Here is a 13,134-nt window from a genome sequence, read left to right as displayed (position 1 = left end):
CAGGCGCGGCCCGCAGGGGCTGACCTTCCCCGCGGGCCGCGAGGTCCGCGTTTCCGCTGACCACCTGACAGTCACCGAGCGTACCGGAGCCCTGCCGTATCGGCGAGGGGCGGCGTACTCTCGCAGGTGTAGGGACCTGACACACTTCGCTGACCCCCGAGGGATGTCCCCCATGCGTGAAACCACGCCCACGACCGAGTCCAACGGCGACAGGCTGCGCAAGCTGCGCCTGGCCAAGGGGTGGAGCCGCGAACAGCTCGCCGCCGCCACCAACGGCATCTCCGTCCACACCGTCCAGGCGTACGAGCAGGGCAGGCGCGGCCTGGAGAACTGGCGCACCATCACGATCCTGGCCGAGGCGCTGGGCTGCCACCCCACGCAGATCACCGGCGCCCCGTACCCGGTGCCGCCCGGCGACCGGGACGGGCAGATCGCATCGTCGGCGGTGCCCGCGCTGCACAGGGCGCTGCTGTGCCACGGCCGGCCCGGGCACATCACCGCCGCCGAAGCCGACGCCGTGGACCTGGCGGACCTGGCCGCCCGCGTCGGCAAGGCCCTGCAGCTGCGGCAGCGTACCGCGCTGGCCCGCTCCGGGGAGGTGCTGCCGCAGCTGGTGCGGGACCTGCAGGTGGCGGTGGCGGTGCTGCCGGCGGGCCCGGACCGGCGCCAGGCGTACGACCTGCTGGCGTCGGCGTACGAGTGCGTGATGCAGGTGGTGTACAAGCTCGGGCACGTCGCCACCGCCACGCTCGCGACCGAGCGGGTGGTGTGGTCGGCGCTGGAGACCGGCGACCCGCTGCGGCTGCTGGCCGCCCGCTGGTACGAGGCCGGGGAGTACATCGCGGTCGGCGAGCACAACGTGGCCGCCGACATCGTCGACGGCGCCCTGGTGGAGCTCGACGAGTACGGGTCGCGCTCCCCGCAGGCGGTCAGCTTGCGCGGGCTGATGCACCTCAAAGCGGCGCTCAACGCCGCCCGCGCGGCGGACCGGCCGCAGGCGGAGGAGTCGTGGCGGCAGGCCATGGTGGTCGCCGAGGACCTGGGCGAGGACCGCGACGACTACCAGCTGATGTTCGGCCCGACCAACACGCTGATCTGGGGTGTGGCGGTGCCGGTCGAGTTCGGCGACGGCCGCGAGGCGATCAAGCGGGCGGAGCGGGTGCGCCTGCCGCAGGGCTACTCCAGGGAGCGGGCCGGGCACTTCCACATCGACGTCGGCCGCGCGTACTTCTACGCCGGCAACCGGGACCGGGCGGTCGCGGCGTTCCTTGAGGCCGAGCAGGTCGCGCCGCAGCAGACCCGCATGAACCCCGCTGTGAGGGAAACGCTGACCACGATGATCCGCACCGCCCGGCCGGGTGCGTTGCACCACCTCGCAGCCCGCGCGGGCGTGATCTGATCGTTACTCAGCGTGGGGGCAGGTGGTACGCCCTGTACCAGTTGCCCCCGCAGGCCGGTCTTACGCTGCGTGCGGACCTGACAACCCAGCGGAAGCCGATCTCAGATGACTGAAGGGCGACACGCGCAAGGCACCACCACCCGCCCCCGCTCGCAGGGGGAGCAGCTGACCGACATGATCAACGGTTTGCGGGACACGTTGACCGCCCGCGGTTTGACCGTCAACCAGCGCCGCCAGCGCAACTACGTCCTGCTGGAGGTGCGGCAGTCGGCCGTGCCCATGGCAGTCGACTACCAGCACCGCCTGGACGGCTTCGCGAACTTCGCCGGGCTGACCCAGGACGTGGTGTTCTACGCCGACCCCGAGCGGCCCGGCTGCTACGCCTGGCACCTGCTGTGGGGTGAGGGGCTGCGCGGCGAGGGCGAACCGTCCCTGCAGCGGATCTGCCCCGCCGAGGACACCGAGCAGGCCGCCCAGATGCTTGAGCGCCTGCTGCGGCTACAGCCCGAGCGCGGACCCACCTCCACCTCCTGAAAGCCCCCGGCGGCCCGCTCCTCCTTGCGGGTGCGTCGGTTCCCCAGGCCCGGCCCAGGCCCCCCGTGTGGGCCGGCGTCTGGAATTGTCGGCCCCCCGCCGCCCCATGCGGGCTGGCCGGCCCCTGCGGCCCCGGTCTTCGACCCACGTGAAGGCCGGGGCCGCGCGCGTCCCCCCGCCCCCAACCGCTCGCGTCCGGACTATCTTGCAAACGCGCACGCATAGGCGTACGGTTCGCCTTGCCTCACTGACCTGCAATGCAGGGCAAAACAGGCCCATCAACTGTACGGACTACCTTGCAATGTCTATGAACATAGGCGTACGGTCGGTCTTGCAAGCCCTCCCCTCCCGAGAAAGGGCACGACTATGACCCGCACCATCCCCGCCCGGCGCGCCCGCGCCGGACTGTCTTGGACCTGACCCGCTAGGGGCCGGGACCGGGGCGCGCAACCGGGACAACAGCTGACCACCAGGTCCCCCGCGCCCCTCCCGGTCTCCGCCGCCCGCGCACCTGACCGCACGATCGGAGATCACGACATGGCTGACCGCGTCTGCCCCCGCTGCGGTGTCTGCTGGGACACCCACCAGGCCGCGACCTGCGCCAACCCCTACACGCCGCCCGAGGTAGCCGACCGCTACCGGGTGGAGGTGCACCCCACCACAAGCGCCGACCTGTTCCGGGTGCTGCTGGTCGATGTGACCCGCACCGCCGTGCTGCGGGAGTACGGGTTCGTCCCCACCCACCGGCTGGAGGCGGTGGCCGCCGCCCTCATCTCCAACGAGAACACCCCCGCCCGCGAGTGGGCGGTCGCCTACACCCGCGCCGACGGCAACACCGGGCTGTCGTACGACCCCGCCACGTTCGACCCGCGCGACCGCGCCGGAGCCGACACCCGCGCCCGGACGCTGCGCACCTGGCAGTCCGAGGAGGGCATCCGCCAGGACGCCACCCTGGTCGTGCGCGACAGCAAGGCCGAGGAGTGGCACATCGACCCCGAATGGGAACACATGGCCCAACACCACCACGGGCAGTTCATCCTGGCCCTCAACCCCACCGGCGGCTGCACCGTCACCAAGCCCGCCTACGGCGAGGCCGAGCTGCGCCGCGTCGCCGACCAGATCGGCCCGTTCCACCGGGTGCCGGTCGACGGCGTCGCCTACGAGTTGCGCGCGACCGGCCCCTACCGGTGGGACGTCCACGGCACCGGTGAGCACGCCGACCGGGTGTACGGCAGCATCCGCGCCACCAGCAGCCCCCACGGGGTGGTGTGGCGGTTCGGACTGCGCTCCTACGTCGGGCAGGACGTCGGCCGCCACTACCTGGCGAACGCGATCCGCGACATGGTGGCCGACTGGCCCGACACCGTCGACCCGCTGGAGCTGGCCGCCCGAGTGGAGGCGATGCTCGGCCGTCTGGCCACCACCCTGAACGACCCCCGCGCCGGCTGGTCCGGACACTACGCCGCGCTGCTCGACCGGCTGTCCGGCGCGGCCAAGCACATGGGTGCGGCGTTCGAGCACACCAACCAGGTCGGCATACACCTGGAGGACGACCACGACGTGGAGGACTTCGGCCGGATGGCCGAACGCGCGGCCGTCGCCGCCCACCACGCCGATGCGGCTGCTCTCCACGCCGCCGACGCAGGCAAGGCCGCCCGCGACGCGCTAGCCCTGCTGCCCCGGGAGGCGTTCGTTCGGGGCCTGCTGACGGCGTACTTCGCCGCCGCCCGCGCCGAGATCCCGGCGGGGGGTGCCCGCCAGTGACGACGCTCGGCAAGAGGCCATTGCCTAGGCCGCCCATCACCCTTGCCGCTGCGGCGGCCCTGACCGCCGTCACCACCCTGATCTCCGTCACCGCGGCCGGCTGCACCGGCGGCCCCGCCACCCCGGCGGCGGCCCCGGCGGCGACGCCGAGCCCTGCCGCCGCGCAGACCACCCCGGCCGCCGAGCCGTGCCAGGAGGCGGTGGGCCTGATCAACGCCCGAGCCGGTGCGGCGATCACCCTGATGGACCTGCAGAAGTCAGCCGAGTGGGAGCAGGCGATCGTGCCGTGCCGGGCGGACGCCACCCGGCACACGCAGGTCGAACTGCTGCCGCTGACGATCGGGCTGGCCGCCCAGCGGCTGGCCGAGGCCGACGAGGCGGGCCGCCTCACCAAGGAGCAGCGGCAGGCGCTGGAGGCGGCCATCGAGCTGATCAACACCGGCCTGCACGGCGACGACGACACGACCAGCTGACGGACGGAGCACCCTCATGCACCAGCAGCCGATACTGCGCATCCCCACCGCGCTGTCCGGCCGGGCCAACTTCGAGGCGGCCGACGCGCACGCCTCCCACCTGGAGGCGATGATCACCGCACATCGGGCGGACGCGGAGAAGAAGGCCGCCTCCGCCCGGGAACGCGGCAACAAGCACGTCACCCCGGACGACTACCTGGACCTGGACCAGCTGTCGATATGGCACTGCTTCGCCGGGCTGATCCGCGCGCAACTGGCGGCCGCCGCCTACGACCCGGCCATCGTCGCGCAGGGATCGGAGCAGCTGGTCGACGCGCTGGACGTCCCACGCGACCAGGTGCAGTCGGCGGGCGGCGCCCCGACGCGATGAACGCGCTGCCCCGTTCTAAGGAGCCGTTGACCTTGCGAATTGACTCTGCGGCCCTGCACAGCGAGTGCGACCTCGTACGGACCCGCCCGCTGCAGGCGTCCGGATACCACACCCCGGGAGTGATGCCCTGATGGAAGCCGATTTCTCTTTCCTGCCCGAGTCGTCGATCGTGCTCGCGTGCAACGCTTGCGGCGTACCCGTGCCGAACCAGCACACCGACACGCATCTCGACTGGCACGCACGGCAGGCCCGCGCCACTGAGAAGCTGCAGCAGCAGCTCGACGCCCTCACTGCCAGCCGTGACGCCCTGCCGGGCGCGGGCCGCCCCTCGGCGTTGGTGCTCGACGACGACGAGGTGGGGTTCGGCCCCGTCGGGTGCGGCAGGGCGGTGCAGGTGGAGCTGTCCGGCCGCCGCACCGACGTCCTGGCGGCGCTGGCCCTGCTCGACGCCAAGCACATCCACCTGGACCACCGGACGGGGCCGGTCCCCCACGACGAGTCGCAGGTGTCGGTGTACGCGTCGCTGGACCTGGAGGAGTGGTTCCGCCTGGCCGTGCAGCGCCCCGTTCACGTGGCCGCCAACCCGCCGGCCGAGGGTGGCACGGAGGCCGGGGACGGGTAAGGAGGGGAACCCGTCCCCACCCATCGTGGTGCCGCCCCCCGGCGCGGGAAGGGGGGCGGCACCACCCGTTTACGGAGGCCGCCCGCGACACGCCCAGGTGGAGGGGTCAGCGTGCGCATCGCGCCCGTGCACCTGCCGTACGGTTGGCCCACACACCCGCCCGTTTTCGAGTCTCGGGACTTCCACCAATGAACGCCACTGTCGCGGCGCGTGCCGCGATCGTTCTCGCCGTGCTGCTCGGCATTGCCGTCGCCGTCTTCGCGATCTACGAGGCGGTGGAGGTGATGGTGGGGTTCGTTGTCGCCGCGGTGGTGCTGGCATGGCTGCCCTGGTTCGGCACCTTCTGCTGACCCTGCCGAGGCGTGAGCCGCCCGAGCAGCCTGGCAGGTGGTCGACGCCCTGCACCCAGCCGGTGGCGCAGCGCCTGGCGGACCGGGCGGCGCTGCCGTGCCGGTCCTGGCCGACCCGCCGTTTCCTCAACGCGTGGTTGTGCGTTCACCATGCACCGGTCATCCTCACCCCGCCGAATCCTCTGCAAATCCGCACGCCCGGCACGTCGCAGTAGCCCCGACCTGGTAGGGGGGTGACCATTCCACCGCGCCCCCGCACCTTCGCCGCGCGGGGCGTACACGATCGCGACGAGGGGGATGGGTGACCGTGATACCGGCCGACATTGGGCACGCCAGCGAGCCGCCGCACCAGGGGGACGGCGGGGGCCGCCCGGGGCCGAAGCTGTTCACGCTGGACCAGGCCCGCCAGGAGCTCGCCCAGCGGGAGTGCGCCGAGTTCGGGCACGACGTGACGGTGATGCTGGACGGGTGGGGGCAGCCGAGCCGCCTGGTGTGCGACCGCCCGTGCGGGCACCCCGGCTGGGTGGTGCTGGACGCCAGCGCACCCGACCTGCATTTGGAGCTGCTGCGCGCCGCCATGCTGGACCTGTGGGCGGACCTGGCGGTGGCGTACCTGGCCAGCGAGACACGGCCGAGGGAGTCGAGCGTGGCCTGCCACGGGCTGATGACCCGCATCCAGGACGTCGCCCGGCACATCGGCCCGGTGGAGCCGGAGAAGGTGCCGCCGCTGGTCGTGACGACCGGCCTGTACGAGCTGGTCCACGCCGCCGCCGGGTGCGAGGTGCAGGTGCCGCCGCAGGTGATGGAGGCGGCCTGGTCGGCGCTGGAGCAGTCCACCGGCGGAAAGGCGGCCCGCGCATGACCGTGAACGAAAACGCGCGTTCATGCGGGCAGGGGGCCAGGGAGGACTGCGACCCGGACCTGTGCGACCCGGACCTGTGCAGCCCCGACGGCTGCGGCGGGGCCTGCGCGGGCGGGGGCGGGCTGCTGCAGGTGCGCCCCGCGCCGCCCCCTTCGGGCTCGAACACCGGGGGGCGGGCATGAGCGTCGACCCGCGGGTGCAGGAGGCGCTGAGCGTCCTGGGCGAGACGTACGGCCCGCTCGGCGTCGCGCTGGTGTTCGCCCTGGCGGCCGCCGGCGTCGACGACAAGCAGGTGCTGCGCGACCAATTGCAGTCGGTGCTCGGCGCCGCGCCGCAGCCGGCGGCGCCCGCCGTCGCGGCGGGGCCACCGGTGCCGAGCGTCGGTCGGATGGTGCACTACGTGTCGTACGGCACGCCCGCCGGCGAGTTCCCCTCTGTGTGCCGGCCGCGACGATCGCCGAGGTCGGGGCGTGGGTCCCGGAGGTACGGCGCGAGCCGTTTATCGCCGAGGACAACACCCGCCGGCGGGAGGTCGTCGAGCAGTGGCACGGCGACGCGTGCGCGCTGGTCGTGCTCAACCCTGCCGGGGTGTTCTTCACCACGGTGAGGCATCACGAGCCGGTCGACGGCCGGCACTTGCCGGGGACGTGGCACTGGCCCGAACGGGTATGACCGAGGGCGTTAGCCTGCGCCCGCACAGGTTGGCGCGGTACGGTCATGCCGCGACGATCTCCGCCACAACGCGCGGCGGGGTCCGACTCCACATAGCCCGGCCACTCAACGCACCAGCCGGGTAGGTGACGCCCTCCACCTTCCGCGCTGGTGGGGGGCGTTGCCGTTACTGTGGCCCTGGTCAGCTGCTGACCCCCGGTCGCCCGGAACGCCGGGGTGTGCCGGCCCGCCTGGTTCTCCAGTCGCGGGGGCACCGTCCTCGCCCTCTCCCGCGCCCGGTTCGCAGCCCTGCGGGAGGGGGCGTCGCCGTGTTTGCGCAGGTCAGCTAATCAAACCCGCTGGATATCTAGATCACGGCATATTATGATTTTGATATGACCCAGGGTATGCAGTTCGCCATCCGCTTCACTGACCGCCTGTACGGCAACGTCCGCACCATCTTCGACGCCAAGGCGGCGACGCTGGACCGCGCGCAGGCCGCCCGCGTCCGCGAGGTCAACGAGTGGCGCGGCTACGACATCGGCTGCCACGTCGTGTACCGCGACCAGCCCGGTACCGACTGGCGGCCCATTGACGGCATGCCCACCCCCGGCGGGTGCCGCTGGTGCGGGCTGCTCCGCGCCGAGCCCCACGGCGAGCGCTGGTCCAGCCTGACCGGCGACGACGGCAAGCTCGTCGGCAATCACCACTGGACGCCGCCCACCGTGGAACAGGTCAAGTGGCGGATGCTGGCCCGCCGCATGCGCCACGCGCCGGCCGGGCCGCGCACCTACCGCGTCGAGGCGGACATGTTCGACGGCACCTGGTACCGCTACACCTTCACCGTGGCCGCCGCCGCCGACGACGCGTTCGAGGTGGCCCGCCAGCACATGGACGAAACCCGGCCCGGCGAGTTCCGGTTCCTGCGCAGCCTCGGCCTCACCACGAAGACGGCCGAGCCGACGGTGGAGCGGCTGCCGTGAGCGGCGCGGCACTCCGCGACGCCGCCAGACAGTGCCGCCGCCGGGTCATCCTGTCGTACGGGCTCGGCGCGGATTCCACGGCCATCCTGCTGCGGTGGCTGGCCGACCCGTCCAGCCGCGACTTCGACCTGTCCGACCTGGTCGTCATCACGGCGCAGACCGGCGACGAGTGGCCGGAGACCGGCCACCTGGTGGAGCAATTCATCTACCCGCTGCTGGCCGCGCACGGCGTGCGCACCGTCCAGGTGGCCCGGGGCGGCCACTACGAGCGGGACGGCATCGTGGTGCTCGACGACACCCGCCACCCGACCGCCTGCCACATCGACGGCGTGTACAAGCTGTCGACAGAGATGGTCACCATGGGAACCGTCCCCCAGGTCGGCGGGGTCCGTAAGTGCTCGCTGCGGTTTAAGGGCTGGGTGCTGGACCAGTGGATCTCCGCGTTCACGCGGGGCCGCCCGTTCGACCACGTCGTGGGGTTCGAGCTGGGCGAGCTCGACCGGGTCGCCACCGACCGGGAGCAGGGCCGCCTGCCCGGCCGCAACCCGCTGTACCCGCTGGTCGAGTGGGGGTGGTTCCGCGGCGACGCCCTGGCCTACATCCGCCAGCGGCTCGGCGTTGACTGGCCCAAATCAGCCTGCACATTCTGCCCCTTCGCTCTGACGCACCGGGAGGGGCTGGAGCGGACGTTGCCGCGTTTCATCCGGCACCCGGAGGTGGCGATGCTGCCGCTGTCGATGGAGCACGCCGCGGTGGCGCTCAACGCTCGGCAGGGCCTGATCGGCGGGGAGCGGCTGGTCGACGTGATGACCACCCGCCCTGATGCCGGGCCCCTGATGCAGCAGTTCCACCAGCACCTGGACGAGCAGGAGTGGGCGCTGTACCGGGTGCAGCGGGCGTTCCGCGCCAAGAACGGCGACATGCGGACGATGGGCAACGCGGTCCGCAACGTTCAGGTCCTCGGCACCGGGGACCGCGCCCGGGTGCTGGCGTCGCTGCAGCGGGTCGCCGCCCGGCACGGCCGCACCCTGGAGGCGGACGGCCCGCACCGCCGCCTGTGGCTGCACCGCCGCAACAACCTGTTCCCGTGCGTCGAGGAGCTGGTCACCGCCGCCCCGGCCGTCGTCGAGACGAAGAAAGGTCCCGGGTTCGACAAGGCCTGGGCGTCGGGGCTAAACGGCCCCCGGCAGCTGGCGGTGGTCGCGTGACCGCCCGGCCGCCCGCCTCAGCCTGCGGGCACGTACAGCGTCAGGGCGTCGGCCAGGCACGCCGGCCGTTTGCCGCCCTCCACCTCCACCGTTACGCGCATGCTGGCCAGGTAGCCGGACGGTGTGCCCTTCACATCCAGCAGCTCGCCGGTGGCGCGCACCCGCGACCCGACCGGAACTGGCGCGGGGAAACGCACCCGGTTAAGCCCGTAGTTGATGGCCATCGCCAGCCCCTCCACATGGACCAGCGCGCCCATCAGAACCGGCAGAAGGGCGAGGCTCATATAGCCGTGGGCGATGGTGGAACCGAACGGCCCATTTGCTGCCCGTTCGGGGTCAACGTGAATCCATTGGTGGTCGCCGGTGGCGTCGGCGAACTGGTTGACCTGCTGCTGCGTCACGGGGCGCCATTCACCGGGGCCGAATGTCTCCCCGACGGCTGCTTTCAGCTCTTGCACGTTCGCGAATGTCCGCACGGCGGCACCTTACCGCGCGGATATCCACCCGGTATTGAAGGGACTTTGTCAGTGGCACGAATTACGATTTACCTACGCGGGCGCAATGAAAGTGCTAATCGCGCAGGAGGTGATTGCCGTGACGGTGCCCTGTCCGTTCCCGCGCTGCACGTGCACGCACATCGGATGCGTCGCCGGCTGGGTCGACACCGACAGCGACAACGCCGTTCCCTGCCGGAACTGCAGGCCGGAGGTGTACGAGGAGCTTCGGCACGGTCGGGGTACCCTCGCCGACTCCCGGCGGCGCATGCGGCACGTTCCCCGGCCGTCCCGTACCACCCGCGCCAAAACTCGCTAACCCAGTCGTACGGACTCCATTGCAATGACACACACCTATGTGTACGGTCTGTCTTGCATCCGATGTAGGAGGAGGGAAACCCGGCTGATGCTGAGCACCCACGGCGAGGCCCTGGCCCGGGAGGCGCTGGACGCGTTCTTCCGTGAGCGGGTGACCGCCGCACAGGAACACCTGACCCAGGGCCTGCCCGTCGACAAGTGGGCGACCCGATGAGTAGCCGCCGCACACCGCAGCAGCCTGAGCCTGCGCCGCTGACCCCTGCCGAGCGCGAGGAGGCCGAACGCGCCATCCACGACGCCATCGGCCGCCGGGTCGGAGCGCTCCACCAGCAGTTGGAGAACCTGCTTGCGCAATGGCGGACGCTGGAGGGTTCCCGCCGCGCCTTCGAGACGGACAAGAGCCTGGACTACCAGTTCGGGCTGGACCTGTGGGCCGACTTCACCACCGCAGCGACCGAGGCCGGACACGAGGCCGCGTTCCGCGGCGGCGACCAGGACACCTACCGGGCGGCGCGCCGCACCGAACTGCTGGTCGGCCGGTACCTGCGGGAGACGGGCAACGCGTTCATGCGGGGGTACGGCGATGAGCGGTAGCCCGGACCTGGCCGCCGCCCTGCTGTCGTGGGCGGAGCGCAGCGACAAGCACGTGCGGGCCGCCGTGCGGCTGCTCGTCAACCACGGGCACTGGGTGCAGTGCCCTGAGTTCACCGCCGCCGCAATCGAGTTCACCGGGGACCGGCGGCTGGCATTCATCGACTGGGACCGCGCCATGGTCGCCCTGCAGGGCGGGGTCGCCGTGGGCACCGGCTCGGAGCGGGCGATCCTGCGCCTGGCCGTCGCGATCGGCTCCGACACGTTCGAGTTCGACCGCCTGGACGACGTCAACCGGGGACACGTGCTGAACGCGGTGATGACCGCGCTCGGCGGCACCTGACCCCGGCCCCCTCCCCCTCCGCACCACCGCATCACCTGACACCGATCCGACCAAGGGGAACTGATCATGAGCAGGCACACCGACGGGCCGCGCCCGTACTGGCCCTGGCAAGGCCTGGCCGCGCTCGGCGTCGTCGCCGCGGGAGCCGCCCTGGGCGTGGTCCTGGCCGCCGTCTTCCTGCCGCTGCTGGGAGGCTGACCCGGATGGGCGCCGCCCCGGACCTGCCGGTTAAGGCGGTGCTGGATGGTATGGCCCGCTGCGGCCGCTGCGGTGGTCGGGAGCTGGTGGAGCACCTGGACGCGGGCGGCCGCGCCTACGTGTGCTTCACCCGCCGCCCCGGCGGCTGCACTCGAGCCGACGCCGACCACCTGGAGTGGCTGGTGGCGGTGCGGACCCTGGCCGCGTTCAGCCGGGCCTTGACCGTGCACAAGCTCACCCGCCCTGCCCCGGGCTTCACCCCGCCAGGGGCGGGCCTGCCCGCCGTCGACAACCTGCCCGGACTGGTCCACTGGTGGCGTTCGGCCGGCCACGCCCAGCAGCGGGGGTTCCTACGGACGCTGCTCGACCACCTCAACGTCCACACCGGGGACGGGGAGCTGACCGAACGCGTCGAGCTGACCTGGAGAACCTGACCCCCACCCCTGAGCCGCCCCCGCCCGGAAACCGCTGCCGGGCGGGGCCCTGACCACGAGAAGTGAGGCCCCCATGGGATACACCGAAACCGGCGCGGCGTCGGACGACGCGACCCGCACCGTGCCGATCGCCACCGCCGAGCAGACGCTGGAGCAGCGGCGGGCCGCCGTCCGGGCTGAAGCGGAAAGCCTCGGGCTGCGGGTGGTCGAACCGCCCGTACGGCCCGTCTACCGGCCGGTCTCCGTGAGGCTGTCCGGGGAGGAGGGCGACGTCGCCGACCTGCTGGACATGCTGGTCCGGCGGGGGGTGCGGCTGACCAACCCGTCGGAGACGAAGGTCGGATCCGGCGGACGGATTGAGCGGTGGGTGACCGTCCGCATGGACGACAACGCCAACGACCAGCAGGCGCCGCCCCCGGACCGCGCGTTGTGGCGGCCCCGGTCCGACAGCGTCGAATGGGAGGGTGTGCTGCTGCGGTTCGTCCGGCGCGACGAAGCCGAGCAGCGGCCCGGCGACCGCCCGCGCGGCATCGTCGCCCCGTACGACACGACGCCGAAAGGCGGGTCGCTACCTGTGCCGCTGTTGGACCGGGAGGGCCGGCAGATCGGCGAGGTTCGGCACGCCCAGGTCATGGGCGGCATGCTGCTGGTCGCAGGTGTCGTCGCCGAGTCACAGGTGCGGGCGGTGATGGAGTCGCCGCGCCTCGGCTCCCATGTGCGGGTGGAGGCGGTCAACCCGAAGATGAACGACGGGCTGCACCGGATGGTGTCGCCGTGGTCGCTGCCCGCCGTGTACCTGTGCACGGACGGCACCGGTTCCATCCAGGTCGCCCAGCCGGGGAGGCAGCAGTGACCGTGCTGGACAGCTTGTACGTCGTCGGTAGACCAGGTGCTGGAAGACGCCGCCGGGGGCGGGGGGTGACGGGCGCGCCGGTTGCTATCGAAGTCACATTTTGCAATGCTGTTGGTATGGCAGAGGAGAGGTTGAAGGCGTCTGCCGCTCTGTCCAAGCTGCGGGCTGCCCGCGCGGCGACCCTGGCTGCCGAGGACGAGCTGGAGCGGTCGGTGATTGACGCGCGGCACGTGAATGCGGGCTGGGCGCGGATCGCCGCCGAGTTGGGCGTGCACCAGCCGAACGCGACCCGCAAGTACAAGCCGCTGATTGACACGCGGAAGTGGGAGCCTCGCAATAAGTGGGACGGCGTGGAGGACAAGGCGACGCCGGCGTTGGTCGTCGTGCGTCACGCCAAGGCCGGGCTGGACAAGGCGCGGGAGAATGAGCTGCAGGCCGTCGCCGACGCCCGCACCGCCGACGCGCGGTGGCACGAGATCGCCGAGATTTTCGACATGGAGGTCTCGAACGCGATGGTGAAGTTCAAGCGGCTGCTGGTGGAGGAGCGGGTGGTCCGCGTCCGCACCAACCGGGACCAGGAGCCCGCGGAGGCGTAGCCCGCCACGGTCGTCATTGGCGCCCCCGGCCCCCGTTGTGGGGCCGGGGGCGTCGTGCTGTCCGGGCACCCGTTTGACTTGCGATTTTCCT

The 13,134-nt window shown here is 71.9% G+C and carries 21 protein-coding genes; 20 read left to right on the top strand and 1 reads right to left on the bottom strand.

Going from position 1 to position 13,134, the window contains the following annotated elements:
- The first annotated feature begins 172 nt into the window (after positions 1-172).
- The 13 genes from ABH927_RS28435 to ABH927_RS28375 all read left to right on the top strand — a co-directional run bounded on the left by ABH927_RS28435 (position 173) and on the right by ABH927_RS28375 (position 9,216).
- Positions 173-1,399 carry a helix-turn-helix domain-containing protein gene (locus tag ABH927_RS28435; protein WP_370026564.1) on the top strand — a complete coding sequence of 409 codons (1,227 nt, stop codon included), beginning with the start codon at positions 173-175 and terminating at the stop codon, positions 1,397-1,399.
- A gap of 105 nt (positions 1,400-1,504) precedes the next feature.
- Positions 1,505-1,933, top strand: coding sequence for a hypothetical protein (locus ABH927_RS28430; RefSeq protein ID WP_370026562.1), 429 nt, complete (start codon positions 1,505-1,507; stop codon positions 1,931-1,933).
- Between the two features lie 537 nt (positions 1,934-2,470).
- A complete protein-coding gene (locus ABH927_RS28425) occupies positions 2,471-3,697 on the top strand; it encodes a hypothetical protein (RefSeq protein ID WP_370026560.1) in 1,227 nt (408 codons plus the stop codon).
- Positions 3,694-4,170, top strand: coding sequence for a hypothetical protein (locus tag ABH927_RS28420; RefSeq protein ID WP_370026558.1), 477 nt, complete (start codon positions 3,694-3,696; stop codon positions 4,168-4,170). The genes ABH927_RS28425 and ABH927_RS28420 overlap by 4 nt, the downstream gene beginning before the upstream one ends.
- A gap of 16 nt (positions 4,171-4,186) precedes the next feature.
- On the top strand, positions 4,187-4,540 hold the full coding sequence (locus ABH927_RS28415; protein ID WP_370026556.1) for a hypothetical protein: 354 nt from the start codon (positions 4,187-4,189) through the stop codon (positions 4,538-4,540).
- 130 nt (positions 4,541-4,670) lie between these two features.
- Positions 4,671-5,162 (top strand): hypothetical protein, encoded by a 492-nt coding sequence (locus ABH927_RS28410; protein WP_370026554.1) that lies wholly within the window; start codon positions 4,671-4,673, stop codon positions 5,160-5,162.
- A 188-nt stretch (positions 5,163-5,350) separates the two neighbouring features.
- A complete protein-coding gene (locus ABH927_RS28405) occupies positions 5,351-5,512 on the top strand; it encodes a hypothetical protein (RefSeq protein WP_370026552.1) in 162 nt (53 codons plus the stop codon).
- Entirely contained in the window at positions 5,482-5,727 is a 246-nt protein-coding gene (locus ABH927_RS28400) for a hypothetical protein (RefSeq protein ID WP_370026551.1), read from the top strand. The genes ABH927_RS28405 and ABH927_RS28400 overlap by 31 nt, the downstream gene beginning before the upstream one ends.
- A gap of 86 nt (positions 5,728-5,813) precedes the next feature.
- Complete coding sequence (locus tag ABH927_RS28395) at positions 5,814-6,374, top strand: hypothetical protein (protein ID WP_370026549.1); 561 nt, start codon at positions 5,814-5,816, stop codon at positions 6,372-6,374.
- The gene (locus ABH927_RS28390; RefSeq protein ID WP_370026547.1) at positions 6,371-6,556 is read left to right on the top strand and encodes a hypothetical protein; all 186 of its coding nucleotides are present in this window, start codon (positions 6,371-6,373) and stop codon (positions 6,554-6,556) included. Before ABH927_RS28395 ends, ABH927_RS28390 begins: the two co-directional genes overlap by 4 nt.
- Positions 6,553-6,981, top strand: coding sequence for a hypothetical protein (locus ABH927_RS28385; RefSeq protein WP_370026546.1), 429 nt, complete (start codon positions 6,553-6,555; stop codon positions 6,979-6,981). Before ABH927_RS28390 ends, ABH927_RS28385 begins: the two co-directional genes overlap by 4 nt.
- A gap of 439 nt (positions 6,982-7,420) precedes the next feature.
- Positions 7,421-8,008 (top strand): hypothetical protein, encoded by a 588-nt coding sequence (locus ABH927_RS28380; protein ID WP_370026545.1) that lies wholly within the window; start codon positions 7,421-7,423, stop codon positions 8,006-8,008.
- The gene (locus ABH927_RS28375) at positions 8,005-9,216 is read left to right on the top strand and encodes a hypothetical protein (RefSeq protein WP_370026543.1); all 1,212 of its coding nucleotides are present in this window, start codon (positions 8,005-8,007) and stop codon (positions 9,214-9,216) included. Before ABH927_RS28380 ends, ABH927_RS28375 begins: the two co-directional genes overlap by 4 nt.
- A 17-nt stretch (positions 9,217-9,233) precedes the next feature.
- Here the strand turns inward: ABH927_RS28375 and ABH927_RS28370 are convergent, their stop codons facing one another.
- Complete coding sequence (locus tag ABH927_RS28370) at positions 9,234-9,692, bottom strand: MaoC family dehydratase (protein ID WP_370026542.1); 459 nt, start codon at positions 9,690-9,692, stop codon at positions 9,234-9,236.
- 424 nt (positions 9,693-10,116) lie between these two features.
- On the opposite strand from ABH927_RS28370, the gene ABH927_RS28365 reads away from it, so the two are divergent.
- The 7 genes from ABH927_RS28365 to ABH927_RS28335 all read left to right on the top strand — a co-directional run bounded on the left by ABH927_RS28365 (position 10,117) and on the right by ABH927_RS28335 (position 13,043).
- Positions 10,117-10,242: a hypothetical protein gene (locus tag ABH927_RS28365; protein WP_370026541.1), complete on the top strand. Its 126-nt coding sequence runs from the start codon at positions 10,117-10,119 to the stop codon at positions 10,240-10,242.
- On the top strand, positions 10,239-10,622 hold the full coding sequence (locus ABH927_RS28360; RefSeq protein ID WP_370026539.1) for a hypothetical protein: 384 nt from the start codon (positions 10,239-10,241) through the stop codon (positions 10,620-10,622). Before ABH927_RS28365 ends, ABH927_RS28360 begins: the two co-directional genes overlap by 4 nt.
- The gene (locus tag ABH927_RS28355; protein ID WP_370026537.1) at positions 10,612-10,962 is read left to right on the top strand and encodes a hypothetical protein; all 351 of its coding nucleotides are present in this window, start codon (positions 10,612-10,614) and stop codon (positions 10,960-10,962) included. Before ABH927_RS28360 ends, ABH927_RS28355 begins: the two co-directional genes overlap by 11 nt.
- A 66-nt stretch (positions 10,963-11,028) precedes the next feature.
- Positions 11,029-11,160 carry a hypothetical protein gene (locus ABH927_RS28350; RefSeq protein WP_370026535.1) on the top strand — a complete coding sequence of 44 codons (132 nt, stop codon included), beginning with the start codon at positions 11,029-11,031 and terminating at the stop codon, positions 11,158-11,160.
- A gap of 5 nt (positions 11,161-11,165) precedes the next feature.
- Positions 11,166-11,594: a hypothetical protein gene (locus ABH927_RS28345; RefSeq protein ID WP_370026533.1), complete on the top strand. Its 429-nt coding sequence runs from the start codon at positions 11,166-11,168 to the stop codon at positions 11,592-11,594.
- A 73-nt stretch (positions 11,595-11,667) separates the two neighbouring features.
- A complete protein-coding gene (locus tag ABH927_RS28340) occupies positions 11,668-12,447 on the top strand; it encodes a hypothetical protein (RefSeq protein ID WP_370026532.1) in 780 nt (259 codons plus the stop codon).
- A 116-nt stretch (positions 12,448-12,563) separates the two neighbouring features.
- Complete coding sequence (locus ABH927_RS28335) at positions 12,564-13,043, top strand: hypothetical protein (protein ID WP_370026530.1); 480 nt, start codon at positions 12,564-12,566, stop codon at positions 13,041-13,043.
- Positions 13,044-13,134: the final 91 nt, after the last annotated feature.

The sequence above is a fragment of the Planotetraspora sp. GP83 genome (assembly GCF_041262585.1).
GTDB lineage: Bacteria > Actinomycetota > Actinomycetes > Streptosporangiales > Streptosporangiaceae > JAOEGB01.
Note: the sequence above shows the minus strand (reverse complement) of the source record. Positions and strands in the feature narration are given on the sequence as shown.

Excerpts from the sequence above, each read along its gene's own strand:
- ABH927_RS28410 (WP_370026554.1), top strand. The coding sequence starts at position 4,671 with ATGGAAGCCGATTTCTCTTTCCTGCCCGAGTCGTCGATCGTGCTCGCG.
- ABH927_RS28355 (WP_370026537.1), top strand. The coding sequence starts at position 10,612 with ATGAGCGGTAGCCCGGACCTGGCCGCCGCCCTGCTGTCGTGGGCGGAG.
- ABH927_RS28380 (WP_370026545.1), top strand. The coding sequence starts at position 7,421 with ATGACCCAGGGTATGCAGTTCGCCATCCGCTTCACTGACCGCCTGTAC.
- ABH927_RS28345 (WP_370026533.1), top strand. The coding sequence starts at position 11,166 with ATGGGCGCCGCCCCGGACCTGCCGGTTAAGGCGGTGCTGGATGGTATG.
- ABH927_RS28435 (WP_370026564.1), top strand. The coding sequence starts at position 173 with ATGCGTGAAACCACGCCCACGACCGAGTCCAACGGCGACAGGCTGCGC.
- ABH927_RS28340 (WP_370026532.1), top strand. The coding sequence starts at position 11,668 with ATGGGATACACCGAAACCGGCGCGGCGTCGGACGACGCGACCCGCACC.
- ABH927_RS28335 (WP_370026530.1), top strand. The coding sequence starts at position 12,564 with ATGGCAGAGGAGAGGTTGAAGGCGTCTGCCGCTCTGTCCAAGCTGCGG.
- ABH927_RS28415 (WP_370026556.1), top strand. The coding sequence starts at position 4,187 with ATGCACCAGCAGCCGATACTGCGCATCCCCACCGCGCTGTCCGGCCGG.
- ABH927_RS28360 (WP_370026539.1), top strand. The coding sequence starts at position 10,239 with ATGAGTAGCCGCCGCACACCGCAGCAGCCTGAGCCTGCGCCGCTGACC.
- ABH927_RS28365 (WP_370026541.1), top strand. The coding sequence starts at position 10,117 with ATGCTGAGCACCCACGGCGAGGCCCTGGCCCGGGAGGCGCTGGACGCG.
- ABH927_RS28430 (WP_370026562.1), top strand. The coding sequence starts at position 1,505 with ATGACTGAAGGGCGACACGCGCAAGGCACCACCACCCGCCCCCGCTCG.
- ABH927_RS28405 (WP_370026552.1), top strand. The coding sequence starts at position 5,351 with ATGAACGCCACTGTCGCGGCGCGTGCCGCGATCGTTCTCGCCGTGCTG.
- ABH927_RS28350 (WP_370026535.1), top strand. The coding sequence starts at position 11,029 with ATGAGCAGGCACACCGACGGGCCGCGCCCGTACTGGCCCTGGCAAGGC.
- ABH927_RS28390 (WP_370026547.1), top strand. The coding sequence starts at position 6,371 with ATGACCGTGAACGAAAACGCGCGTTCATGCGGGCAGGGGGCCAGGGAG.
- ABH927_RS28400 (WP_370026551.1), top strand. The coding sequence starts at position 5,482 with ATGGCTGCCCTGGTTCGGCACCTTCTGCTGACCCTGCCGAGGCGTGAG.
- ABH927_RS28425 (WP_370026560.1), top strand. The coding sequence starts at position 2,471 with ATGGCTGACCGCGTCTGCCCCCGCTGCGGTGTCTGCTGGGACACCCAC.
- ABH927_RS28385 (WP_370026546.1), top strand. The coding sequence starts at position 6,553 with ATGAGCGTCGACCCGCGGGTGCAGGAGGCGCTGAGCGTCCTGGGCGAG.